Source organism: Ensifer sp. Root1252 (genome assembly GCF_001425885.1).
Lineage (GTDB): Bacteria > Pseudomonadota > Alphaproteobacteria > Rhizobiales > Rhizobiaceae > Ensifer > Ensifer canadensis.
The window spans coordinates 376808-398427 of sequence record NZ_LMDT01000034.1 but is presented as its reverse complement, the minus strand read 5'-3'; the positions used below and the strand labels follow the sequence as shown (position 1 = coordinate 398427).

Annotated in this window: 24 protein-coding genes; 8 read left to right on the top strand and 16 right to left on the bottom strand. The window is 61.5% G+C overall.

Annotated features, from left to right (window positions below; all coding sequences use genetic code 11):
• Positions 1-290: 290 nt before the first annotated feature.
• On the bottom strand, positions 291-845 hold the full coding sequence (locus tag ASD02_RS40090) for a hypothetical protein (RefSeq protein ID WP_057221500.1): 555 nt from the start codon (positions 843-845) through the stop codon (positions 291-293).
• 182 nt (positions 846-1027) lie between these two features.
• On the opposite strand from ASD02_RS40090, the gene ASD02_RS28670 reads away from it, so the two are divergent.
• Positions 1028-1636, top strand: a complete 609-nt coding sequence (locus ASD02_RS28670) for a TetR/AcrR family transcriptional regulator (RefSeq protein ID WP_225906244.1) — start codon at positions 1028-1030, stop codon at positions 1634-1636.
• A gap of 44 nt (positions 1637-1680) precedes the next feature.
• Here the strand turns inward: ASD02_RS28670 and ASD02_RS28665 are convergent, their stop codons facing one another.
• Positions 1681-3186, bottom strand: coding sequence for a protein adenylyltransferase SelO (locus ASD02_RS28665; protein ID WP_025426294.1), 1506 nt, complete (start codon positions 3184-3186; stop codon positions 1681-1683).
• Positions 3187-3347: 161 nt separating this feature from the next.
• Complete coding sequence (locus ASD02_RS28660; RefSeq protein ID WP_025426295.1) at positions 3348-4304, bottom strand: homocysteine S-methyltransferase family protein; 957 nt, start codon at positions 4302-4304, stop codon at positions 3348-3350.
• Positions 4305-4545: 241 nt separating this feature from the next.
• Here ASD02_RS28660 and ASD02_RS28655 point away from each other — a divergent pair, with 241 nt between their 5' ends.
• Entirely contained in the window at positions 4546-5163 is a 618-nt protein-coding gene (locus ASD02_RS28655; protein WP_025426296.1) for a TetR/AcrR family transcriptional regulator, read from the top strand.
• 3 nt (positions 5164-5166) lie between these two features.
• Here ASD02_RS28655 and ASD02_RS28650 read toward each other — a convergent pair whose 3' ends face one another.
• The 5 genes from ASD02_RS28650 to gstA all read right to left on the bottom strand — a co-directional run bounded on the left by ASD02_RS28650 (position 5167) and on the right by gstA (position 9335).
• Positions 5167-5694: a DUF1697 domain-containing protein gene (locus ASD02_RS28650; RefSeq protein WP_057221499.1), complete on the bottom strand. Its 528-nt coding sequence runs from the start codon at positions 5692-5694 to the stop codon at positions 5167-5169.
• A gap of 119 nt (positions 5695-5813) precedes the next feature.
• Entirely contained in the window at positions 5814-7922 is a 2109-nt protein-coding gene (locus ASD02_RS28645; protein WP_057221498.1) for a S9 family peptidase, read from the bottom strand.
• 183 nt (positions 7923-8105) lie between these two features.
• Entirely contained in the window at positions 8106-8318 is a 213-nt protein-coding gene (locus ASD02_RS28640) for a 4-oxalocrotonate tautomerase family protein (protein WP_025426299.1), read from the bottom strand.
• A gap of 10 nt (positions 8319-8328) precedes the next feature.
• Positions 8329-8724: a nuclear transport factor 2 family protein gene (locus ASD02_RS28635; protein ID WP_025426300.1), complete on the bottom strand. Its 396-nt coding sequence runs from the start codon at positions 8722-8724 to the stop codon at positions 8329-8331.
• On the bottom strand, positions 8721-9335 hold the full coding sequence (gstA, locus tag ASD02_RS28630; RefSeq protein WP_025426301.1) for a glutathione transferase GstA: 615 nt from the start codon (positions 9333-9335) through the stop codon (positions 8721-8723). The genes ASD02_RS28635 and gstA overlap by 4 nt, the downstream gene beginning before the upstream one ends.
• 135 nt (positions 9336-9470) lie before the next feature.
• On the opposite strand from gstA, the gene ASD02_RS28625 reads away from it, so the two are divergent.
• Positions 9471-9869: a helix-turn-helix domain-containing protein gene (locus tag ASD02_RS28625; RefSeq protein WP_025426302.1), complete on the top strand. Its 399-nt coding sequence runs from the start codon at positions 9471-9473 to the stop codon at positions 9867-9869.
• 27 nt (positions 9870-9896) lie between these two features.
• Here ASD02_RS28625 and ASD02_RS28620 read toward each other — a convergent pair whose 3' ends face one another.
• Complete coding sequence (locus ASD02_RS28620; RefSeq protein ID WP_025426303.1) at positions 9897-10817, bottom strand: LysR family transcriptional regulator; 921 nt, start codon at positions 10815-10817, stop codon at positions 9897-9899.
• A 150-nt stretch (positions 10818-10967) separates the two neighbouring features.
• On the opposite strand from ASD02_RS28620, the gene ASD02_RS28615 reads away from it, so the two are divergent.
• Positions 10968-11240 (top strand): DUF2798 domain-containing protein, encoded by a 273-nt coding sequence (locus ASD02_RS28615; RefSeq protein ID WP_025426304.1) that lies wholly within the window; start codon positions 10968-10970, stop codon positions 11238-11240.
• Between the two features lie 195 nt (positions 11241-11435).
• Positions 11436-12197, top strand: coding sequence for a class I SAM-dependent methyltransferase (locus ASD02_RS28610; protein ID WP_225906455.1), 762 nt, complete (start codon positions 11436-11438; stop codon positions 12195-12197).
• Between the two features lie 61 nt (positions 12198-12258).
• On the opposite strand, the gene ASD02_RS28605 is transcribed toward ASD02_RS28610, so the two are convergent.
• Together ASD02_RS28605 and ASD02_RS28600 are read right to left on the bottom strand one after the other, a co-directional pair.
• Entirely contained in the window at positions 12259-14418 is a 2160-nt protein-coding gene (locus ASD02_RS28605) for an inverse autotransporter beta-barrel domain-containing protein (protein WP_025426306.1), read from the bottom strand.
• Positions 14419-14726: 308 nt separating this feature from the next.
• The gene (locus ASD02_RS28600; RefSeq protein WP_025426307.1) at positions 14727-15614 is read right to left on the bottom strand and encodes a VOC family protein; all 888 of its coding nucleotides are present in this window, start codon (positions 15612-15614) and stop codon (positions 14727-14729) included.
• Between the two features lie 307 nt (positions 15615-15921).
• On the opposite strand from ASD02_RS28600, the gene ASD02_RS28595 reads away from it, so the two are divergent.
• Both ASD02_RS28595 and ASD02_RS28590 read left to right on the top strand, forming a co-directional pair.
• Positions 15922-16344: a universal stress protein gene (locus ASD02_RS28595; RefSeq protein WP_025426308.1), complete on the top strand. Its 423-nt coding sequence runs from the start codon at positions 15922-15924 to the stop codon at positions 16342-16344.
• A gap of 65 nt (positions 16345-16409) precedes the next feature.
• Positions 16410-16754, top strand: coding sequence for a TraR/DksA C4-type zinc finger protein (locus tag ASD02_RS28590; protein WP_025426309.1), 345 nt, complete (start codon positions 16410-16412; stop codon positions 16752-16754).
• A 185-nt stretch (positions 16755-16939) separates the two neighbouring features.
• On the opposite strand, the gene ASD02_RS28585 is transcribed toward ASD02_RS28590, so the two are convergent.
• On the bottom strand, positions 16940-17395 hold the full coding sequence (locus ASD02_RS28585) for a GNAT family N-acetyltransferase (protein ID WP_025426310.1): 456 nt from the start codon (positions 17393-17395) through the stop codon (positions 16940-16942).
• A gap of 236 nt (positions 17396-17631) precedes the next feature.
• On the opposite strand from ASD02_RS28585, the gene ASD02_RS28580 reads away from it, so the two are divergent.
• Complete coding sequence (locus ASD02_RS28580) at positions 17632-18294, top strand: hemolysin III family protein (RefSeq protein ID WP_025426311.1); 663 nt, start codon at positions 17632-17634, stop codon at positions 18292-18294.
• 17 nt (positions 18295-18311) lie between these two features.
• On the opposite strand, the gene ASD02_RS28575 is transcribed toward ASD02_RS28580, so the two are convergent.
• From ASD02_RS28575 to ASD02_RS38655, 4 genes are all read right to left on the bottom strand, one after another.
• Entirely contained in the window at positions 18312-18836 is a 525-nt protein-coding gene (locus ASD02_RS28575) for a hypothetical protein (RefSeq protein ID WP_025426312.1), read from the bottom strand.
• A gap of 114 nt (positions 18837-18950) precedes the next feature.
• Entirely contained in the window at positions 18951-19358 is a 408-nt protein-coding gene (gene msrB, locus ASD02_RS28570; protein WP_025426313.1) for a peptide-methionine (R)-S-oxide reductase MsrB, read from the bottom strand.
• 215 nt (positions 19359-19573) lie between these two features.
• Positions 19574-21190, bottom strand: a complete 1617-nt coding sequence (locus tag ASD02_RS28565) for an EAL domain-containing protein (protein WP_025426314.1) — start codon at positions 21188-21190, stop codon at positions 19574-19576.
• 124 nt (positions 21191-21314) lie between these two features.
• Positions 21315-21614: a hypothetical protein gene (locus ASD02_RS38655; RefSeq protein ID WP_057221497.1), complete on the bottom strand. Its 300-nt coding sequence runs from the start codon at positions 21612-21614 to the stop codon at positions 21315-21317.
• Positions 21615-21620: the final 6 nt, after the last annotated feature.

Genomic DNA, 21620 nt, shown 5'->3' with positions numbered 1-21620 from the left:
GCGGGAAAAAATCGGTTTCGGGGTCGGCGGTCGCGAAGGAGGCCGCGGCCGTCAGATCGGGCTTGGGCAAGTCACGCGACTGCCCGCCCCCTAGCACCTAACGCGCCGGTCCTGCCTTTCAATAGCCATAATTTCGCAGCGCAAAAAATTAGGGTGCCCGCAATGAAGTTGCGCGCCGAGGGATCGAGTGACGCTTTGCTGCTTTGATGTGAGGGGGCAGCCGTCGTCACGCGGCAGACGATCACTGTCGCGCGCTCACCGCGCGGTCGTGAGAGAATTTGCTCGGCTGACTAAGCGAGCCGAAGGCGCAGCGGTTTGGTGTTTTCCCGACGCAGCACGCCCTTGGCCTCGAGATCGAGCTGGACGGCCTTCAGCCACCAACCGGCCTTCGCGCCGCCTGGAAAAAGATCGTCCGGCAGCAATGGCAGCAGCTTCTGCTTGGCTTCCGCGATCGTGAGGGCGGACAGGGGTGGGCGGGCGTCCTTGTCGAGACGATGCCGGTAGAGCGTCAGCCAATGGCCGCTGGTAAACTCGAGAAACATCGGCGCATTGCAGCAGGTGGCGACGACACGGCGGGTCTTCGACGTCGGCGTCAGCCGGTGCTCGCGAAGCTGATCGGCCCCACGCACGCAGTCTATCCGATCCTTGCGGAAGAGCACGAAGTCCGTGGACCCATCGCTGTTGAGTACTGGTGCGGCGCCGGGTATTGCCTCGAGCAGTGCGCCTGCCTTCCGGCAGCTCGCGCAATAGCAGGCGGTCGCCACGATCGGCCTGCCGACGGCGTGCATCTGCACCCGCCCGCAGTTGCATTGCGCATTCAAGGTCCGGTTTTCGCTCTTGCTCACCCGCCGTCTCCGCCTTCATAAGAAATCAAACTGTACCGTCCAGTTTGATTTGTCAATGCGGTCGTGCTACTGCGACCTTTGCGCGCCTAATAAGACGCGCGGCGCTGTAGTCAGGAACTTGTGCTATCGCGTGCTCATCTGAGAGGTCGTGGTTGAGAATGACGAATCCCGTCGAGACGCGAATGACGAGAAAGCGCCAGTCCATCCTGACTGCCGCCACTGAGCTGTTTCTGCAGCGCGGGTTCCTCGCGACCAACATGGACGAGGTGGCGGCGATGGCCGTCGTGTCGAAACAGACCGTTTATGCCCACTTCGGAACCAAGGAGGCGCTCTTCCTCGATATTGTCACCGGCATGACGGGCGTGGCCGGTGATGAGCTGGAGGAGCAGGTCGCCGATCCCATAGATGGGCGCCCGATCGAGGATTTTCTGCTCGATTTCGCCGAGCAGCAGCTGGCGATCGTCATGACGCCGCGGCTGATGCAACTGCGGCGCCTGGTGATTGGCGAGGCGGAACGCTTTCCGGAATTGGGCAAAAGACTGCATGCGAAGGGGCCGCGTCGTTCGATCGACAGGCTCAGAAAGGCCCTTGCTCATTACCGCGAGGCCGGCGATGTCGAGGCGCAGGACCTGCGCGCCGCTGCGTCCTTCTTCAACTGGCTGGTGATGGGCGAGCCCGTCAACGATGCCATGCTGCTCGGCGATCGGGCGATTCCCGATGCCGGTGCTCTTCGCGCCCACGCAAGGGAAAGCGTGCGGATATTCCTGTCGGCCTATGGCCGAAAGCCATAGGCCACGACTACCGGGCGCGCGCACTATGCTGCCGTCGATTTACCTCACGTGCCGCAGAAGGTTTGCCGCACTTCCTCTTCCGGCTGCGGCGGATCGGCATAGGCGGTAAAACGCGGCTGGTCTTCGTAGGGCTTGGACGTCACGTCGACGAGCGCTTCGAACAGCGAGAAGTCGGCATCTTCCGTCGCTGCTGCAATCGCCTGTTCGATACGGTGGTTGCGCGGAATATAGGCCGGGTTGACCGCCCTCATTGCCACGGTGCGCTCGCCTGCTGCGCCGGGCTCTCGCTCCAGGCGCTGTCGCCAATCGGCAAGCCATGAGGCAATCCTGGCAGGGTCGGTGAACAGGGATATCAGGGCAGCGTCCGCCGCTGGATCGGCCGCACAGTCGCAAAGCCGGCGGAAGGTGAGGATGAAGTCGGCTTCACCGTGATGCATCGCCGTCAGCAGCGCCTGGACGAGATCAAGGTCGCCTTCCTCCTCGCCGACAAGCCCGATCTTGCGGCGCATGCCGTCGAGCCAATGCCGCTGGAAGATCGCGCCATATTCGCCGAGCGCATCGTTCGCGAGATCGACCGCGGTCGCCGCCACCGGATCAAAGAGCGGCACCAGCGTCTCGGCAAGCCTCGTCAGGTTCCATTGGCCGATCGCCGGCTGGCTCGCATAGGCGTAGCGTCCGAACTGATCGATCGAGGAGAACACCTTCTTCGGATCGTAGGCATCCATGAAGGCGCAGGGGCCGAAGTCGATGGTCTCACCCGAGATCGTCATGTTGTCGGTGTTCATGACGCCATGGATGAAGCCGACATGCAGCCAGCGGGCAATCAATACCGCCTGCCGCGCGACCACCGCCTTGAAGAAGGCGAGATAGGGGCGCTCGTCATCCCGTACCTCCGGGTAGTGGCGGTCGATCGCATAGTCGGCCAGGGCCTGGACCGAAGCCATGTCGCCGCGCGCCGCAAAAAACTGGAAGGTGCCGACGCGGATGTGACTTGCCGCAACACGGGTAAAGACGGCACCCGGCAGGATCTGCTCGCGATAAACAGGTTGGCCGGTTACCACGGCGGCAAGCGCTCGCGTCGTCGGGATGCCGAGCGCGAACATGGCTTCGCTGACGATGTATTCACGCAGCACCGGGCCAAGCGCTGCCCGCCCGTCGCCGCGTCGCGAGAACGGGGTCTGTCCCGGTCCCTTCAGCTGGATGTCACGCCTCTGCCCGTTCCGATCGATGACCTCGCCAAGAAGGATCGCGCGGCCATCGCCGAGCTGCGGCACGAAGGTGCCGAACTGGTGGCCGGCATAGGCCATGGCGAGCGGCGCGGCACCGGCAGGCACGCTGTTGCCGGAAAAGATCTGCCCGCCGTCGCGCCCGAGACTGTCGACGTCGAGGCCGAGTTCTTCGGCAAGCGGCCGGTTGAGCTTGATCAGCCAGGGTTCGGCAACCGGTGTCGGGTCGACACGGGCGAAGAACTGCTGCGGCAACCGCGCAAAACTGTTGTCGAAGCGAAAGACGTCGGTTTCGGCGGTCGGCGAAGGAGGCGCGTAGTTCATGGTTCTGCGGTCAGCGGTTTCTGCCGGGACTTCCGGCCACCGCCCTTTCGCGCCAAGTCTACACGAGCTGTCCCCGTTTCGCGAGGGTTGACAGACGAGGCGGCGCCCTCCCGCGAGAGGTCGTTCGCGGGAGGGCCGGGAGGGCGAGTACCGTCTTCGTTTCAGGCGCTAAGCGCCGTCGGCGATAGGCAGGCCTCGCAAATCGCCGCGATATGGCGGTGGTCGGTGCCGCAGCAGCCACCGAGAACGCGCAGTCGCGGCAAACGATCGGTCAGCATCCGATACTGCTGGCCGAGCGCCGTCGGATCGCCGGGATCGAGCGTCTCGCTTTCGTCGAGCTCGCTGTGGCTTTTCGTCGAGGCATTGGCGCGGATGCCGCCGATCCTGTGGACCCAGGCGCTACCGGCATCGAGACTCGCGTCGAAGTGGTCGGGATGGGCGCAATTGATCATGTAGTATTGCGGAAACCGGCCGGTCGCCGCATCGACGGTCTCGATCGCATCCTTGAGCGCGCGGCCGTTCGGCAGCCGCCCGTCTGTCTCCACCGTAAACGAGATGGCGCAGGGCATGCCGTGGCTCTGCGCCGAGCGGGCGATGCCGATTGCCTCGTCGATATTGGTGATCGTATAGGCGCAAATCATGTCGGCGTCGCTGACGGCGAAGGCAGCGACCTGTGCGGCATGATAATCCTCGGCCTCGTCAGGGCTCATGCGACCAGCCCTGTAGCCGTCGCCACGCGGGCCGATCGCACCGCTGAGCACGATCGGGGCCCGCGGCCGCTCGTACTCGGCGCGCAGTTCCGTCAGCAAATAGACGGCATCCTGGTTCAGTTCGGCGAGCGCCCTGGCATCATAGCCAAGCTTGGCGCCCCAGTCGGCGCTCGCACGCCAGGTCGCAGAGTCGAGCACGAAGCCAGTGCCGTGGTGTTGTGCGATGTCGAGATAGCGCGTGTAGTAGTTTAGCAGCCGCCGTCGTCCTTCGGACGTCGACAGCAGGACGAAGGAGGCAAAGTGCGGGAGCTCGACGCCTTCGTGAAAGATCAGCGTCGTTTCCATGCCGCCGTCGCTGAGAAAGGTTGCACCTTTCATGAGCGGCAGGCTGCGTCGGTATTTGGCCATGTCGGTCTCCACCCGTTTTTTGCTAGCGTTGGATCCCGGCGGAGCGCTCCCATTCCCGCAAGGATGGTTAAATTTCTGCCTTTTTATCGTCTTCTAAACTAGGCGACTTAAGGTATACTATTGCTAATATACGTAAATATCTCAGTGAAATCATAGGCTTGCTGGTTGCGATTTGCCGCGGCATTGCTCGCTGGTCGCCATGTCATTGGCGGAAACTGTACCGAAGGTAGGGAAACGGCTAATGCGAAAGGGTGAGGAAACGCGCGCCAAGATTCTCGACGCCGCCGAAGTCTCGGTGCTGGCGAAGGGATTTGGCGGGACCTCGATCGATGAGTTGATCGCCGAGACCGGTATCACCAAGAGCGGTTTCTTCTACCATTTTCGCGACAAGAACGAGCTGGCGAAGGCGCTGCTCGAACGCTACGTTGAAAACGACGAGCGGATCTATGACGAGATCTTCAGCCGGGCGCGCGAGCTTGCGGACGATCCGCTCCAGGCGTTTCTGCTTGGCCTCAAGCTGTTGTCGGAACTGCTCTCCGATCTTCCGAACGGTCACCCCGGCTGCCTGGTTGCGGTGATCTGTAGCCACGAGCGTGCCTTCGACCGCGACATACAGGAGATCAATCGGCAAGCGGCGCTGATGTGGCGCCGCCGTTTCGGAGCGATGTTCCGCGATATCATGCAGGTCTACCGGCCACGTGAGCCGCTGGATGTCGACCAGCTTGCCGACATGGTCTCAACGGTGATCGAGGGTGGCATCATCCTGTCGAAGGCGCTGAAGGAGCCTAAGAACCTGCCCGCCCAGCTGCTGGTCTTCCGCACCTTTGTCCGGCTGCTGTTCCAGCCGGCAGCCCCGTGAGCATCAGTCTTTGTCGTCTTCCATGGTCTGCGCCATTTCGGCGAGCTTGCGCACCGTATTGAGGTTGCGCGCGGTGCCCGGCTTCAACGCCGGCAGCTTCAGCTTCGATCGCCCGGATCCACCAGGATAGTGCACATAGATTTCGTGCCCGGCGACCTGCACTTCCTCACCGTCGGGCGCGACAAGCCTGTCGAGCGCGTCCGCCGGCGCCGCATTCGGCAGGAAGACCACATGCAGCAGATTGGTCTTGGCGTCGGGGAAGGGGGCGTTCTCGGCAACCGTCTGCAGCTGCCTGGCGTTCTGGATCATCACGCCGGGCGCCTTGCCGAGCTTCTCGCCAAGCGCAGCATCGAGTTTTGCCGCCGCCTCCGGCGCCGGCAAATCGGAGCGGAACAGCACGTTGCCGCTCTGGATATAGGTCTTCACGTCGTTAAAGCCGAGCCCCTCGCAGATCGCTCTGAGGTCGGCCAACGCCAGCATGCCGGCCCCGCCGACATTGATGGCACGAAGGAGGGCGACGTGAACGGGCATGGTGCGTCTCCTCTTGCATGTTTCCTTAGATCGTATCCGACCTAAGGCTAAAACATGCAACCATTCAAAGTGCGACAGCGACTTTTGTGCGTCTGAAACGACGCACGGCGCTGTAGGTTTTACATTCTGCCGGCGACCTTGATGGCGAAGGCATACTCGAAGGCGATCTCTTCAAGTCGCTGGAAGCGGCCGGAGGCGCCGCCGTGGCCGGCGTCCATGTTGGTCTTCATCAGGATCGGCTCAACGCCCGTGGTCTTTTCGCGCAGGCGGGCGACCCATTTCGCCGGTTCCCAATAGGTCACGCGCGGGTCGGTCAAGCCGCCGAGCGCAAGGATTGCAGGGTAGGGTTTTGCCCCGACATTGTCGTAGGGCGAATAGCCGGCGATGATGTCGTAGAACTCAGGGCTGTCGATCGGATTGCCCCATTCCGGCCATTCCGGCGGGGTCAGCGGCAGGGTGTCGTCGAGCATGGTGTTGAGCACGTCGACGAAGGGCACCGCGGCGATGATGCCGGTGAATTTTTCCGGAGCCATGTTGGCGATGGCGCCCATCAGCATGCCGCCGGCCGATCCGCCTTCGGCGACGATGTTCGCGTAGGACGTGAACTTCTCCTGATTCAGATAGTCAGCGGCGGCGATGAAGTCCTTGAAGGTGTTGGTCTTCTTGGCCATCTTGCCGTCCTCATACCAGGAGAAGCCCCGGTCCTTGCCGCCGCGGATATGGGCGATGGCATAGACGAAGCCACGGTCGGCGAGCGACAGGCAGTTGGTATTGAAGCCGGCAGGAATGGTGATGCCATAAGCGCCGTAGCCATAGAGCAGGCACGGTGCCGAACCGTCGAGCGGCGTATCCTTACGATAAAGCAACGTCACCGGCACCTTCGTTCCATCCCAGGACGGCGCGAAGACGCGGCGGGTGACATAGTCGTCGGGATTGTGCCCTGATGGTACTTCCTGTGTCTTGAGCAGCGTGCGCTTACGCGTCGCCATGTCATAGTCGAAGAGCTGCGACGGCGTCGTCATCGACGAATAGGAAAAGCGGATGACGTCGGTGTCGTATTCGGCAGCGCCGGAGAGCCCAAGCGAATAGGCTTCCTCGGCAAAGGCGATCGCGTGCTCTTCGCCGGTCTTGCGGTCGCGGATGACGATTTCCGGCAGACCGTCGCGGCGCTGCAGCCAGACGAGGTGGCGGGCATAGGCCATGTGGCTGAGGATCAGCGTACCCGGCCTATGGGCCACGACCTCGCGCCAGTTCTCCTTGCCCGGTGCTTCCACCGGCGCTTCCATGATCTTGAAATCCTTGGCGCCGTCGGCATTGGTGAGGATGTAGAAGACGTCGCCGCCTTCGGTCATGGCATATTCGAGACCGATGACGCGACCGGCGACCAGCTTCGGCTCGGCCGTGAGATCCTTGGTCGAAAGCAGGCGATACTCGCTGGTCTCGTGGTCGTTGATGTCGATGTAGATGAAGTCGTCGAGGAGCGATCCGCCGACCGACATGAAGAAACCTGGGTCCTTTTCTTCATAGACCAGCCGATCGTCCGCCTGGGGCGTACCGAGCACGTGGTGGAAGATCTTCGACGGACGGTGGTTGTCGTCAAGCACGGTGTAGAAGAAGCTCTTGCCATCAGGCGCCCAGGCGCCGCCGCCGCCGGTGTTCTCGATCACGTCGGCAAGATCCTCGCCGGTCGAAAGGTCGCGCACCTTCAGCGTGAAATATTCCGATCCCTTGTCGTCGTACCCCCAAAGGCCGCGGCTGTGGTCGGTCGAGTGGTCGAGGCCTGCAAGGCGGAAATAGGACTTGCCTTCGGCTTCCTTGTCGCCGTCAAGCAGCACCTGCCGGATGGTCTCGTCCTTATTGTCGGCGTCGCGCGGGATGCGGAAGTAACGCGGCTGCTCGCCGCCGGTTACGTAGAGGCTGCCATAGGCAAAGGGGCCATCTTTCACCGGTATCGAACTGTCGTCTTCCTTGATGCGGCCGCGCATCTCGGCAAACAGCGTCTTCTGCAGCGCCTTGGTGTCGTCCATCGCCGCGCTCATGTAGGCGTTTTCGGCCTCCAGATGCTTGCGGATGTCAGGGTTGAGGATCGAGGGATCCTTGAACATTGCCTGCCAGTTGTCGTCCCGCAGCCAAGCGTAGTCGTCGGTGCGGGTGATGCCGTGGCGCGTATCGGTCACCGGCTTTTTCGCGGCGACGGGAGCTTCGGGCAGGTTCTTGAAAACGGACAAGGCGTGTCTCCGGGATTTATGCGGCGGGAGACAATGAGATAGAGAGCCCGGCTGCGACGATCAAGCGGAAAGGACTTCGCCGGTCGATGGTTCCTTCTCCCCATCGGTGGGGAGAAGGCAGTGGAACGCGACCGGGCAAGCGTTCGATCGTTCGCTGGGCAGACCCAAGGCAGTGAGGAACGACTAGCTCTTTGCTTTCAGTTGCTTTCGATATTCCTCCACCGGCAGGCCACCGACGCCCCAGTCTTCGAATGCCACCTCGTCGATGACGACGAAGGTGGTGGCCGGGTTCTTGTCGAGCACCGTGACGAGCAGGTCGGTGACGCCCTTGATGAGCGCCGCCTTCTGTTCGCTGGTCGCGCCTTCGCGGGTGATCTTGATGTTTACATAGGGCATTGCTGGCTCCTTAGCCTGGTTGTCGGATGTCGTAGTGAAAGACCTTGGCGATGATCTGCCAGCGTCCGTCAACGAAGATCAGCGACAGGAAGTCGGTGAACGCCTTCTCGCCGATTGCGCATTGTACCTTGGCGAAGGCCGTCACCGGGCCGGCAAATTCGATCGAGACGATCCTGTCTGCGCGCACCTCGCCACGGCTTGCCGGCGAGGGACGTTTGTCGACGATCGGGAAATACCTGTTCATGTCGAGTTCGAGCAGTTCTCCCCCAGTCGCGGTGGCGTAGTGGGCTTTCGGGTGAAAAACCTCGCGCAGGATCGCCGTGTCGCTGTGGTAGAGCCCGTCGAAGTAGCGCCCGAGCACATCGATGACGGCCGCAAAGTGCGGATCGTTGTGGGTGCCGCTCATGCCGCGATCAGCCCTTCGGCCTTCATGGCTGCCTGCACTGCCGGGCGCTCGCGAACACGCTGCATGTAGGCCGTCAGGTGCGGCCACGGGCTAAGCGAAATTCCGGTGACGCTGGTCCAATTGACGACGGTGAAGAGATAGGCGTCGGCAACGGAGAAGGCTTCGCCGAGCAGATGGGCGCGGCCATCGGAAAGCAGGGTTTCGACGTTGCCGAGCCGTTTGGAAACCTGCGCCGCGGCCGTCTCCTTGGCATCGACGCTTGCCGTCTTGCTGAACAGCGGCGAGAACGCCTTGTGCAGTTCGGAGGCGATGAAGTTCAGCTGCTCCTGCAGGCGGGTGCGTTCCAGCGTGCCGTTGGCAGGGGCAAGCCCGGCCTTCGGAAAGCGATCGGCAATGTACTGCACGACGGCCGCACCTTCGGTGACGACGTCGCCGGTTTCGAGCACCAGTGCCGGCACATAGCCCTTGGGGTTGACCGCCTTGAAATCGGCGCCGCTTTCGGTGAGGTGCGTCGCGGTATCGACCTTGACGATCTCGAACTCGACGCCCGCTTCGCGCAGGCTGATATGGGGCGAGAGCGAGCAGGCGCCGGGGGCGTAATAAAGCTTCATGGCCATGTTCCTTTTGCAATGATGGTCTCTGTCGAAGACGGCGGAACCTAAACCGAAGCGATAACTTTTGTATATGAGATTACTTTATGTTACCGACGTTTGCGGTTTCCCCACGGTAACTGGAGAATTTTGCCCATGAGCTTGAAAATTCGAAAGAATAGAGCTGCGGCATTGCCGCCGACCTGCCCGGTCGGGGAGTGCATGGTCATGCTTGGCGGCGCCTGGGCGCCCAACATCATCTGGTATCTGAGCGGCGGTCCACGCCGCTTCAGCGAACTCAAGATCGATATTCCCGGCATTTCGGCGAAGGTGCTGAGCACGCGCCTGAAGGATATGGAGGAAAAGGGTGCGATCGAACGGCGGATCATGCCGACATCGCCACCTTCGGTCGAATACAGGCTGAGCGATCTCGGTCAGGAATTCGTCCCGGCGATCCATGCGATCGTCGAAGTCGGCTACAAGCTCAAGCTTCGCCGCGAGGCAAAGCTTGCAAAGGAAGCCGCGCAGAATGTCGCCCAGGTAGAGCTCGCCTGACGGCGGGATGTTGCGCGATCGTGACGGCTACCACCGACCTTTGAGGGACTGCGCCGCATGCTCAATGAAGGCGCGAACCTTCGGCGTTTCCGCCTGGCGATCGACGAAGCAGGCATAGAAGTCGAAGGGCTCGTGGTCGGTGTTGGCAATGCCTTCGCGCGGTGCGCCGCCGAACAGCGGCACAAGCAGGCCGCGCGCAATCAGGTCCGTTGCGATGAAGGCACCGAGCCGCGTGATGCCGGCGCCGGCGATCGCCATTTCGGCAAGTGTGTCGATATCGTTGCTAACGATCGTTGCCTTCAGTTCCGGCTCAAAACGCAGTCCATCCCGCACGAAACCCCAGCGAAAGATTCGCCCGTGCCCGGCATAGCGGTAGACGAGGCAATGATGATGGATCAGGTCTTCCGGGTGCTCGGGCCGGCCGCGCCGCTCGATGTAGGACGGGGAGGCACAGATGACCATCGGCACCGAGGCAAGCTTGCGCGCAATCAGCCCAGGCTCCAGCTGCAGGCCGAAGCGCACGCTGATATCGATGCCCTCGCCGATGTGGTCGATCTCCCGATCGGTGACGACGAGTTCGATCGAGACCTCCGGATGGCGTGCGGCAAAGGATGGCACGAGAGGCGCCACCACATGACGGCCGAAGGCGACCGAGGACGCGATCTTCAGCGATCCCCGCGGCTCCTGGCTCAGCGATGCGACTGCAACGGCTGCGAGTTCGAGATCATGGACAACGCTGCGCACCCGGTCGAAATAGACCCGGCCGCTTTCCGTGAGGCCCAATTGCCGGGTCGTGCGGCTAAGCAGTCTGGCGCCGAGCGCCCGCTCCAGTCGGGCGATATTCTGGCTTGCCGAGGCCGGCGTGATGCCGAGTTTGCGCGCCGCCGCGGCGATACTGCCTTCCTCCACGCTTCGAACGAAACTCTCGATGCCGCGCAACGTATCCATAATGACATCCATCGACTGTGTATTCCCATTCGATGGTTTTGCCTAACTCTGAGCAAGGCTGCAATGGCCTACCTCCGCGCGACGTCATCCGTATAGTGCCGGCCATGCCGCTGGGATGGTCCCTGCGGGCAAGCTATGGAGATCCTCACCATGGAAGATACGATGCCACCGCCGCGGATCGCGCGCAGCCGCAAGCTGCCACCGCGGGCGGTGCCGATTACCTTTGCCTTCTTCATGTCGGCGATCATGGCGTTTCTGATGTGCTGCGTCATCGTCGGCGTAAACACCGGTATCGATGCCGGCTACCCCGGCCGTGTGCTCAGCACCTATGCGCTGGCGATGCCGGTCGCTTTCCTTTGCGTGCTGACAGTCCGCCCCTTCGTGCTAAAACTCGTCGGTGCCGTCTGCCGCATGCCTGGCTGAGCGTGCGGGTCCGTCCCGGATTTCCGGGGCGGCTGTCAAGTCAGAACTGTCGTCGGCTTGCCGCAGCCGATGGTGCCATGCGCGAAGCTCGTCGCATCACAAAAGCGATCGGCGTGACAATTGAACGACACCGCATCGGAGCATGCTGCTGTATAGGATAGGCGTTTCACTTTCTTCAGCAGTTTGGACGAATGCATGTTGAACAATTCTTACGGCAAGCTTGCCTCTCATGTTTATAATTTAGACAAATATATTGGAAAGTCCTTCGGCGACGTCGAGTATTATCTCGAGCGTTTGAACGAGTGTTCCGGCCCGATACTGGAACCGGCTGTCGGCAACGGTCGCGCGCTGATTCCGCTGCTTGAAGCCGGCCTTGACGTCAGAGGCTTCGACGCGTCGCCAGAAATGCTCGGCTATTGCCGGGCGCATTGCAAGGAACGCTCGCTGACACCGGCGCTATCGCAGCAGACTTTCGAGGCCTTTGCCCATGAGGAGCGCTTCGAGGCGATCGTCATTCCCGCCGGATCGCTGCAGCTGATCGCCGACCATGCCACGGCGATTGCGACCGTCAAACGTTTCCTAGACCATCTTCGGCCGGGCGGTCGCCTGATCTTCGACCTGTATCCGCATGATCTTTTCGCCGACACCCAGCCGAGCATCCGCAATTGGCAGACCGAGGCGGGCGACCTGCTGACGCTGACCAGCCAACGGGTCAAGGCCGACCTGATCGCCCAGACGACCGTGTCGCATCTGCGCTACGAACTCTGGTGCGAAGGCAAGCTGGCGTCGAGCGAGCTCGAATTCTTGACGATGCGCTGGTGGGGCGTGGAGGAAATGGCGCTGACCCTGCGTGCTGCCGGCTTCGTCGATCTCGTCGTTTCCGGCAATTACGACTTCGGCAGCGCGCCGAAGCATGGCGACGAGGTTGTCACCTTCGAGTGCCGCCGGCCGCGGTAGCCGACAGCGTTCTCCAGCAAAAGAAAGCCACGCCCCCACATGGAGGGCGTGGCCGCAAATGTTATCGGCAACGGCTTGCGGCGTTGCTCTGGTCAAGCGGCGAACCGTTCACGGTCAGCACCGAGCCGGGAGCCTGCGTGATGGTGCCGGGTGCCCAACCGGTGTCGAGCAGGCAATCCTTCGGTGTGTTGGTGACGCTGACATTGCCCTTTATGTCGGCAGCCGGGCCGGAGAAGTAGAGGCCCGCCGTACCGGCCTTGTCGACCGTCATGTTGTTGAGAACGATGTTGCTCGCGGCGCCGCCGAGGAACTCATAGTCGCTGCCGTAGATATAGGCGCCATAGGTGCCGGCATTGGTGACGGTGACGTCCTGCAGCGAAATGCCCGAGACCGGGTTGAAGAAGATGCCGGCGTTGCGCGTGCCGTCGATCTTCAGGCCCTTGACGTCGACATTGGTGGTCGTCGCATCGAGGTTCGGGCTGGAGATCAACATCAGGCCATTGATGCCGCCGGCGAGGCGCATGTCGTTGATCGCAACGTTCGACGTGCCCTGCAGCACCACCAGATCCATGTCGCGGTCCTGCTTGGAATTGTCGATCGTCACGCGGTCGAGTTGGATGTCCTTGCCGGCGACGAGCAGCACGCCTTCGCGACGAGAGTTGCTGATGGTGACGTTGTCGAGCTTGATATCTGTCGTGCCGGTGATTAGCTCGTATTCGGTGCGGCTGAGTTTCTTGAATTCGCCGCCGGCAAACACGCCATAGGTGACCTTGTCGATCGTCGTGTCGCGTACGGTCACGTTTGTGCTGCCGATCGCGCTGACGGCGGCATAGGGTGCCTTGTTGGGATTGTAGACCGAGAACTCGCAGGCTGTGTTGTTTTCGCAGATGAACAGGTCATGGATGCGGCTGTTCTCAACCACCGCGCCGTCGACGCGCGTGAAGCGAATGCCGTCATGATTGGTGGCGGAGATGTCGACATTGTCGATCGAGACGTTTCCAGCATCGGCTGCGGCGATGCCGGCGAGACCGCCGCGCACGGACAGCGACGCGATGCTGCTGCCGGACGCCATGGTGACGACGTCTTGTGCCGGATTGTATCCGGTGAGGGTCGTTGCCGCTCCGTGGTTGACGAAGGATGCGGTTGCTCCTCTCCTTGCGCCGCGCACCGCAATAGAGCCACCGCCACCGACAAGCGCCTGGCCGGAGCCGAGCGTCAGCGACTGGTTGAGACCGAGATTGCCATCGGCAAGGATGAGCGCATCGGCCCCGGCTGCGCCGATCAGAGCGTTGATCGAGGCCGCGTCGCCGTTCGCCGAGGAGATGTTGACGACCTTGCCGGGGTTGCGGCCGTTGGCAACGAATTGCGCCGCCTCGACATCGCCGGTTGGGCCGGCATGCGTGCGGATTTTGCTCGAGCGCTCGACACGCTGGACCATCGGGTCGAAGGCATCACTTGCCTTCGCCGTCGCCCCGAATGGGATGCGCAGGCGTGCCATGACGGCACCCTTGAGCTTGTCCTCATTGTCGTAGGTGCCGGTAACGCCGAGTGAGACGGTCGATCCCTCGGAAAGCCCGGGCAGGTTGGCGAAGGTCAGCTCCGCGCGCAGCTTGGCGCCGAACATGTCGTCGAGGTTCTTGCCGCCGTACCAGTAGCTGCCGCCGAAGACTTTCAGCTGGACGTCTGATCCTTCGTCGAAGACCGGAAGCCGCCGGCCGATTTCGGCGTCGAGCCCGCGCCGCCCGCGCTCCTTGCCTTCCTGGACGACGAGCACATGGTCGCGAACATAGGCGGCATTGAAGGCGCTCAGCGTCTTGGCGCCGGAAAGCGGCAGATAGAGATTGCTGCGCATTTCGAGGTCGCCGCTGAGCGCCTCGAGACCGAAGGATACCTGGCTGAACGAATTGCCGTACTCGCTCTTCAGATAGTCGTAGTAGCCATAGGCGCCGATGACCCACTGGTCATTGGCGCGGAAGCGGTAACCGGCGCCGATCGAGCCCTGCCGGACCTTATCGTTTTCTATCGTTCCGCGTGTATCGATGAAAATGGCGTTGCCGGAGTCGAGCACGAAAGGCAGGAAGAAGCCGCCACTGACAGCCGAACCGCCGCTGAAGAAACCGCCTTCGATTTCGGCCTGCGGCCTGAACTCCACAGCCAGGGCCGGGGACGAAAGCATCGTGGCGTCTGCAAGCGCAAACGCTAAAATAGTGTTGTATTTCATATTATTAACTCCGCATACACTGGGCGTGGCGACGCCCATGGCGGTGCGGTTAGATTATAAGACTATTTTACTCAAGTTTATTGATAGATTATCCAAAATCTTTCCAGCGGCGTGATGACGCAGGGCGCGCCAGTGCCGCGTGTTTACAATCCTGGCGATAATCTGGGAATTCGTCTCGGCTGCCGAATCCGCTCAGAAAGGCCCCGCCGCTCGGTCGAACTGGTCGTCCAGCAGAAATACGACCGCGTTGCGGAGTGAGCGACGCAGCGCAGTCGTGGCGGCGGTGGAGGAGGGGTCGCGAGGCGGCGTCAGGCTGCAAGCCTGAGGCCGATCCCCCAGGGATCGACGAGATTGTAAGCAGTGCCGTTTCGCTCGACCTGAATGCCCATCTCGTCGAGCTTGCCAACCGCCTTTGCAAGCTCTGCCGGATCCTTGAACTGGATCGTGTAGTCGGAGAGGCCGGTCATATTGTTCTCGCGCTTGGGCGCGCCGCGAGAGTTCCAGATGTTGGCCGCGACATGGTGGTGATATTTGCCCGAGCCGAAGAAGCTTGCGCCCGGGTAGCGCGCCATCAACCCGAGCCCCAGCACGTCCCGAAAGAACGCGTCTGCCTCGGGGATATCGGACACCTGCAGATGGATGTGCCCGATGCCGGTACCGTCGGCAAGCCCGTTCCAGTCGTCTTTCGGCGCCTCGTCATAGAGCGCCTGCAGGTTGAGCGGCAGCGTATCCATGCCGACGGTTCCGTCCGGCTTGAAGTTCCAATCGGTCCGCGGCCGATCACGATAGACCTCGATGCCGTTGCCTTCCGGGTCGGCGAGATAGATCGCTTCGCTGACGAGATGGTCGGACGCGCCCTGCAGGCGGACATTGTTATGGGCGGCATGGGCGAGCCAGCGTCCTAGTTCCTGACGGTTCGGAACGAGGAAAGCGGTATGAAAGAGACCAGGTGCGTTTCGTGGCGCCCTGGCGACATTGCCGGCCGTGGTCAGCGTCAACAGCGGCCGGGCGCCAACGCCCAGCGTCTCGCCGCTGGCGCTCGTCTCAAGCGGCTTAAGACCCATGATGCGCTGATACCACTGCGACACTGTCGCCAGATCCTCCACGACCAGATGCGAATGATCGACATGCGCCGGCATCGCCAATGCGTGATTGGCCGCAATGTCGATAGGCGGTGTGCTCTGGGTGGATATCATCTGTTGTCTCCTTGCGCGGCGAAACCGGTGGCCCTTTCGGGCCTCAGTTTCGTTGAAACTGCCCGGTGAATATGGGCCGAAGTCGGCGTTCACGGAAGACCGTCAGTCATTTGATGTTGTGTTCGATGAGCGTTGACAGTGGCCGTTGTCGCCCTAGCTCAATTACACAGGGCAATGCGATCGCGGCGCTTTCGATTTGATTTCAATCAATGCCGGAAGAACCGTCTGGGCTCAGTCTCGAATGCGTGGGATTTGCCCCCGCATTTCGGTGCCGGCGATCCGGGTAGGCAACGCAAAGGAGTGCAGCATGTACAAGAAGATCATCGTCCCTATTGCCATGGATCAGCTGGAGCATGGCGAGTCCGTGCTCGGCATTGCAGAAAAGCTGATCGATGAAGGGGGCGAGATTGTTCTGCTCAATGTCGTCGAGGATCTGAACGCCTATGCCCAGGGCTACATGATCGTCGATTTCCCGCTTGAGATGGTCGAGGAATCGCGCAAGCATGCGACGAAGACGCTGGAAGCGATGAAGGCCAAGCACGGAATCAATGGACGCATCGAGATCCGCACCGGCGGCGCGGCCGGCACGATCAATGCGCTCGCCCACGAAGAAAACGCCGACCTCGTCATCATTGCCTCGCACCGGCCGGGTCTCATTGACTATTTCATCGGATCGACCGCCAGCCGGGTCGTCAGCCATTGCCCCTGCGCCGTTCTCGTCGACCGGTGAGCCGCCAACAATCAAGAACAGGAGCGGGGCGCGCCCGAAGCGCCACGACTTCAAGGAGTCTTCCCATGGACAAGCTTGCGCTTGACGACTTTCGTGAACGGCTGAGCAGCCGCAAACGCGAACTCTACGGCCGACTGGTGAAGATCGAGCACGATCTCGATGAGCCGATGAATGCCGACGTGCCGGATCGGGTAACCGAACGGGAGAACGACGAGGTGCTGGAGGGCATTGGCCTTGCCGGTCAGGAGGAGATCCGTGGGATCGACGCGGCGCTCGACCGTATTGCGGCCGGCACCTTCGGAACCTGCGTGCGTTGCGGCCTACCGATTTCCGCAGAACGGCTCAATGCCGTGCCCCATGCGCCGCTCTGCCAGGAATGCGCCGCCGAGGTCGCCGCCGGCGCGAAGTGACGATGTTTTTCGGCGACTGTTACTTGCCCTAGAGGCTGCTTGCGATAGGCAGCCTCGCTGCTACGTCTTACAGCGCCGCGCGTCTTACTAGACGCGCAAAGGTCGCTGTAACACTTTGAATTGCTGCATGTTTTTATCCTTAAATCGAATAGGATTTAACGAAACATGCAGTAGGTGATCCGGACTTACCTGACGCTCGTCAGGTCCAGCTTCAATCTCGGCAAGAACCGTCCTGGTATAACAGAGGCGACCACTCCGTCATCGACCGCCCCCAGCCGGCGATAGAAATCGGCTGCGCCCGGGTCGGCATCGACAGTCATGACCTTCGCACCCTTGCGCAGCGCCGTTTCCACGCTCCATTCGAACAGGCGTCGGCCGATCCCGCCACCCAGCGCGGCCGGATCGACGAACAGCTTGTCGAGATCGGCGATCTCTCCGTGATACAGGACCTGCGCCATGCCGACGATATCGTCATCCTGAACGGCAATCTGGATATCCGACTGCATCCAGTCGTCCGCCGTCACCGTCAAGGCCGGGCGGCAGGCGGCCATGAAGGCCTCGTCATAGCCCCAGACGGCCTTTGATCTTAGGCAAAGCGCCGTCAGGATTGCTGCCTGTCCCGGCTCCGGCGTGCGCAGCAAAACTCTCCTTTGGACGTTGTTCTCCCGCCTCTGCGGACAATTTGGTCGCAACCCGTGCTGCAGACAAGGGACGTCCGTCTTCGCAATCACGTCATGTCTCTGTTGTAATGCGTTGCAAAAGTTGATGCTTTCGCCATCGTCGAGCACTTTGCCACGGCGCCAGGCTGTGGCAGGATAAGGCAAATAAGCAAGACGACCGCCGCCTGAGCGCGAAAGAAGGTCGGAAGCGGGGTAAAGTGGAATTCGCCGGCGTCAAGTGGAACTACGATCGATCGGAACTGATTGCCGATGGCATCGTGCACGGCGTCGGCCTTGCAGCGGCCCTCGTCGGCGTAACAGCACTTATCTTTTACGCGATGCTCTGGAGCACGACCGGCCAGCTTGCTGCCGCCGCGATCTATGGCGCGGGACTGCTGGCAACCTTGTCGATTTCGTTCCTCTACAACCTCTACCCGGTTTCGCGGACCAAATGGTTTCTGCGCCGTTTCGACCACTCGTCCATTTTCGTGCTGATCGCCGCCACCTACACGCCCTTCCTCCAGCGCGGCTGGGAGGATCCGTTCCTGTTTGCGATGTTGATTGGCATCTGGGCGATCGCCACCCTCGGCGTGGTGATCAAGTGCCTCTTCCCCGGCCGCTTCGACCGGCTTGCGATCCTGCTCTATCTCGCCATGGGCTGGAGCGGCGTGCTTGCGGTGGGGCCGTTATTGTCGGCACTCTCGGCGACAACGTTCGTGCTGATCCTGATCGGCGGCATCATCTATTCCGCCGGCGTGATTTTCCATGTCTGGGAAAAGCTGCGGTTCCAGAACGCCATCTGGCATTCCTTCGTCGTCACCGGCGCCGCAGTGCATTATTCGGCCGTCGTCAGCTGTCTGAGCGGCACGGCGATTTCCTGATCAAAAAATCCGGGCGCTCAGTTCGGGGCGGCTACGGGGGCTGCCGCCACTGGCGTCTGCTGGCAGCCTTCCGAGGGCCTCAGAGCCTCCGCCATCCGCGAGATGACGCCATCGAAGCTGGTCAACCGGCTCTTGCGGTACTGCAGACGGAAATAGGCGGCGCTGCCGTCGCAGAGTGCGATGGCGCGTGTGTAAAACACTTCCTCGCCGCGTACGCCCGAGAAACTGGCCCAGGCTGAGGTCACGCGTGAATAGGAAATCCGCCATTGGTCTTCCCGCTCGGTCGCCATGCGGTCGTTGACGTCGATCTCGAAATCGCCATCGACAAGTTCACTGCCAAAAACGGAGAGCGTGGCGCCGTTATCGTTGGCATGAAAGCTGACACCGTCGCCATTGTCGGCTTCACCTTGCACTTCGAAGCCCGGCGGAATGTCGAGAATATAGCCGAAGCGGGGATTGGCGTAGGCGTGCCAGTCATTGTCTGCCGCGGCCGGGCAAGCAGCCGAGAACAGAAGAACGAATGCAGCCAGAATGCGACGCATGCGGACCTCCTTCCGGCTTGCTTCGACGGTTTCACTATCAATAGCACATCCGTGCACGAACAGCTGTTTCTATTGGAACAGCGCTGAGCTTGCGAATGCTTCCGTCTGTTTGCGTCAATCCTCGGTAAACGTCATCGCGTGACCATTGAGACAGTAGCGCAGACCGGTCGGCGGCGGGCCGTCGGGAAAGACGTGTCCGAGATGGGCATCGCAGTCGGCGCAGCGGATTTCTGTGCGCACCATGAAGTGCGAACGGTCCTCGATCTCGCGGATCGCCTCGTCGTCGATCGCCGCGAAATAGCTCGGCCAGCCGCAACCGGAATCGAACTTGGTATCGGAGCGGAACAGCGCCCGGCCGCAGCAGACGCATTCATAGGTGCCCGCCTTCTTGTTGGCGAGGAACGGGCCGGTGAAAGGGCGCTCGGTGCCGTGCTCGCGGGTGATGCGGTACTGTTCGGGCGACAACTGCGCGCGCCACTCCGCTTCGCTCTTGATCACTTTCGCCGCCCTTGCGTCTCTCATCGAAGATCTCCCTGTGATTTTCGCGACTATATAGGATCGGCGGTGACGCGCCGCAAATCACGCTCGCGTGCCGATATGGGTGCGCATCGGCGCCAACGAGGCTGCAGCCTATCTCGACAGCCTCGTCGTGTGACCGCGACCGTCAGTTTGGCCGATCAGCGTGCCTTCGCGCCGCAATCGCAACGGATTGATCGTGGACTGGCCGGGCGCCGTTTTCAATCGCCGCCGACGGCCGGCGGCACCTCGGGAATATCTCGTCGGATCACGGTTGGGCCGGCACCGTGAACACGTTTGCTGTCGTTGTAGAATGCGATGAACTCGGGCGCTGGTAGGGCCTTGGAATAGAGCCAGCCCTGGCCGTATTGCACGCCGCGCGCGAGCAGATAGTCCGCCTGCTCCTGTCGTTCGATGCCTTCGGCGACGATGTAGAGGTTCAGCGATTTGGCGATGTCGATGATGTGCGGAGTAACGGCGCTGGTCGCCGAGACGAGACCCACCGTATCGATAAACGACTTGTCGATCTTCAATGCGTCGAGCGGCAGGTCCTGGATATATTGCAGGCTGGAATAGCCGGTGCCGAAATCGTCGATCGCTACCGAATGGCCGAGCCGACGGGCTTCCTCGATCGTTGCGCGGGCGGATTTCACGTCCATGAAACCGCGTTCGGTCGCCTCGAGCCAGATCTGCTCGGTGAGGACGCCGGAGTTTGCAAGCGCCGCCTGGATAACCGGCAGGACGCGCCCGGACTTGATGTCGTCGGCCGACAGATTGATGGCGATGTGTAGCGAGCGGTCGGCGACAAGGACCGGCCCGAGATCCTTGATAACCCCGCCGATGACCTGATCGGTAATGGCCTGGATCAGGCCGCTTTCCTCTGCGAGCGGGATAAAGGTATCGGGCCTGACCAGCGAACCGTCGGGTCTGCGCCAACGGACCAGCGCTTCCGCGCCGACGCAGATGCCGGTCTTCATCTCGATGAGCGGCTGGTAGTGCACGATGAATTCGCGGCGTTGCACGGCGATCGAGAGTTCGCCGAGCGGCGACAGACGCCGCCGCGACAGCCAGAAGACGAGGCCGACCATTAGCGCAGCGACGATCGCGCCGAGCGGCAGGAGCAGTAGCCGTTCGCGGCCGAGATCTTTCAGCAGCAACGCCCGTGACGATGTTGCAATGGCAATCCAGCCGGAGCCGGTCGCGGTGGCAAACAGATTGTCCGCATCGGTGCCGGTCTGCGTATGCTCGATCAGCCGCTTGATCAACGATGCATCCGGGTTGTTCAATTCGCTGACGAGGGTGCCGGTATCGCTGGCGATCGCAAGGCGCGTATCCGGGGTGGCGAGCACGTCGACGAGCCGAGCCGGATCGGTCAGCACGCTGTAGGATCGGTACCGGAATCCCAGCATCGCCCGACCGTTGCTGATCGTCGGATGAACCCGGGCCGACACGCCGATGCCGCTGGCTGTGGTGAAGTCGACTTGCCCGCGGCCGACGCTCGTTTCCGGCTTGCCCCAGGAGGAGCATTTGAGCGCATCGCCCTCGAAGTAACCGATATCCTCGACGGAGCGCGTGTTGACAACCAGAGCGCGCATCGCCGCGATATGTTGCTGGGAGCAGGGCGTGAAGCTGAATTGGTCGGCAGACTTGAGCGCGGATGTTGCTTCGCCGAACGCCGTATTGGTACGCATGATCGCATATTCGGCAAGGCGGCTGAGGCGGGTCTCCTCTCTGCTGGTGGCGACTGACCAGGAGAGATAGAACGCGGCGACGATCGGAAGGATGGCGCCCAGCGCCGCAAGTACACTGGTCACCGCCACAATGTGAGACCGTTCCAAGCCAGACCTCGCAGGTTCAAGAGAAACGCCGTGCAATTCGGTGCATCAGTCAATCAGCGATAACGAACGATCTACAGCGCCGCGCGTCTTGTTAGACGCGCAAAGGTCGCTGTAGCACTTTGAATTACAGCATGCCACGCCCGGCGGGAAGCATGAAATGGCGCTGAAGCCCCTGAAAATTCAAATGCTTGCCTATCTTCAACTTATCGAGGAAAGGGCGTTGGCCTTCGGTCGAAGTCGGCATCTGTGCCGCTGCGTATCTTATATCGGAGATACCATCCAATCGCGACGAATTACCAGATACAGCGCGTTTCATGCCATCGATACCACTGGATGTTGCTAACAACACTTTAATCGCATGCGCAGGCCGATCGGCGGCGATGACCGGTGTTGTGCGGACGTGTATGCCAAGGCGATGTCGCATCGGATG

What these genes read in the sequence shown, in the direction of transcription:
- ASD02_RS28670 (WP_225906244.1), top strand. Translation starts at nt 1,028, where the DNA reads ATGACGAGAAAGCGCCAGTCCATCCTGACTGCCGCCACTGAGCTGTTT.
- ASD02_RS28665 (WP_025426294.1), bottom strand. Translation starts at nt 3,186, where the DNA reads ATGAACTACGCGCCTCCTTCGCCGACCGCCGAAACCGACGTCTTTCGC.
- ASD02_RS28660 (WP_025426295.1), bottom strand. Translation starts at nt 4,304, where the DNA reads ATGGCCAAATACCGACGCAGCCTGCCGCTCATGAAAGGTGCAACCTTT.
- ASD02_RS28655 (WP_025426296.1), top strand. Translation starts at nt 4,546, where the DNA reads ATGCGAAAGGGTGAGGAAACGCGCGCCAAGATTCTCGACGCCGCCGAA.
- ASD02_RS28650 (WP_057221499.1), bottom strand. Translation starts at nt 5,694, where the DNA reads ATGCCCGTTCACGTCGCCCTCCTTCGTGCCATCAATGTCGGCGGGGCC.
- ASD02_RS28640 (WP_025426299.1), bottom strand. Translation starts at nt 8,318, where the DNA reads ATGCCCTATGTAAACATCAAGATCACCCGCGAAGGCGCGACCAGCGAA.
- ASD02_RS28635 (WP_025426300.1), bottom strand. Translation starts at nt 8,724, where the DNA reads ATGAGCGGCACCCACAACGATCCGCACTTTGCGGCCGTCATCGATGTG.
- gstA (WP_025426301.1), bottom strand. Translation starts at nt 9,335, where the DNA reads ATGAAGCTTTATTACGCCCCCGGCGCCTGCTCGCTCTCGCCCCATATC.
- ASD02_RS28625 (WP_025426302.1), top strand. Translation starts at nt 9,471, where the DNA reads ATGAGCTTGAAAATTCGAAAGAATAGAGCTGCGGCATTGCCGCCGACC.
- ASD02_RS28620 (WP_025426303.1), bottom strand. Translation starts at nt 10,817, where the DNA reads ATGGATACGTTGCGCGGCATCGAGAGTTTCGTTCGAAGCGTGGAGGAA.
- ASD02_RS28615 (WP_025426304.1), top strand. Translation starts at nt 10,968, where the DNA reads ATGGAAGATACGATGCCACCGCCGCGGATCGCGCGCAGCCGCAAGCTG.
- ASD02_RS28610 (WP_225906455.1), top strand. Translation starts at nt 11,436, where the DNA reads ATGTTGAACAATTCTTACGGCAAGCTTGCCTCTCATGTTTATAATTTA.
- ASD02_RS28605 (WP_025426306.1), bottom strand. Translation starts at nt 14,418, where the DNA reads ATGAAATACAACACTATTTTAGCGTTTGCGCTTGCAGACGCCACGATG.
- ASD02_RS28600 (WP_025426307.1), bottom strand. Translation starts at nt 15,614, where the DNA reads ATGATATCCACCCAGAGCACACCGCCTATCGACATTGCGGCCAATCAC.
- ASD02_RS28595 (WP_025426308.1), top strand. Translation starts at nt 15,922, where the DNA reads ATGTACAAGAAGATCATCGTCCCTATTGCCATGGATCAGCTGGAGCAT.
- ASD02_RS28590 (WP_025426309.1), top strand. Translation starts at nt 16,410, where the DNA reads ATGGACAAGCTTGCGCTTGACGACTTTCGTGAACGGCTGAGCAGCCGC.
- ASD02_RS28575 (WP_025426312.1), bottom strand. Translation starts at nt 18,836, where the DNA reads ATGCGTCGCATTCTGGCTGCATTCGTTCTTCTGTTCTCGGCTGCTTGC.
- msrB (WP_025426313.1), bottom strand. Translation starts at nt 19,358, where the DNA reads ATGAGAGACGCAAGGGCGGCGAAAGTGATCAAGAGCGAAGCGGAGTGG.
- ASD02_RS38655 (WP_057221497.1), bottom strand. Translation starts at nt 21,614, where the DNA reads ATGCGACATCGCCTTGGCATACACGTCCGCACAACACCGGTCATCGCC.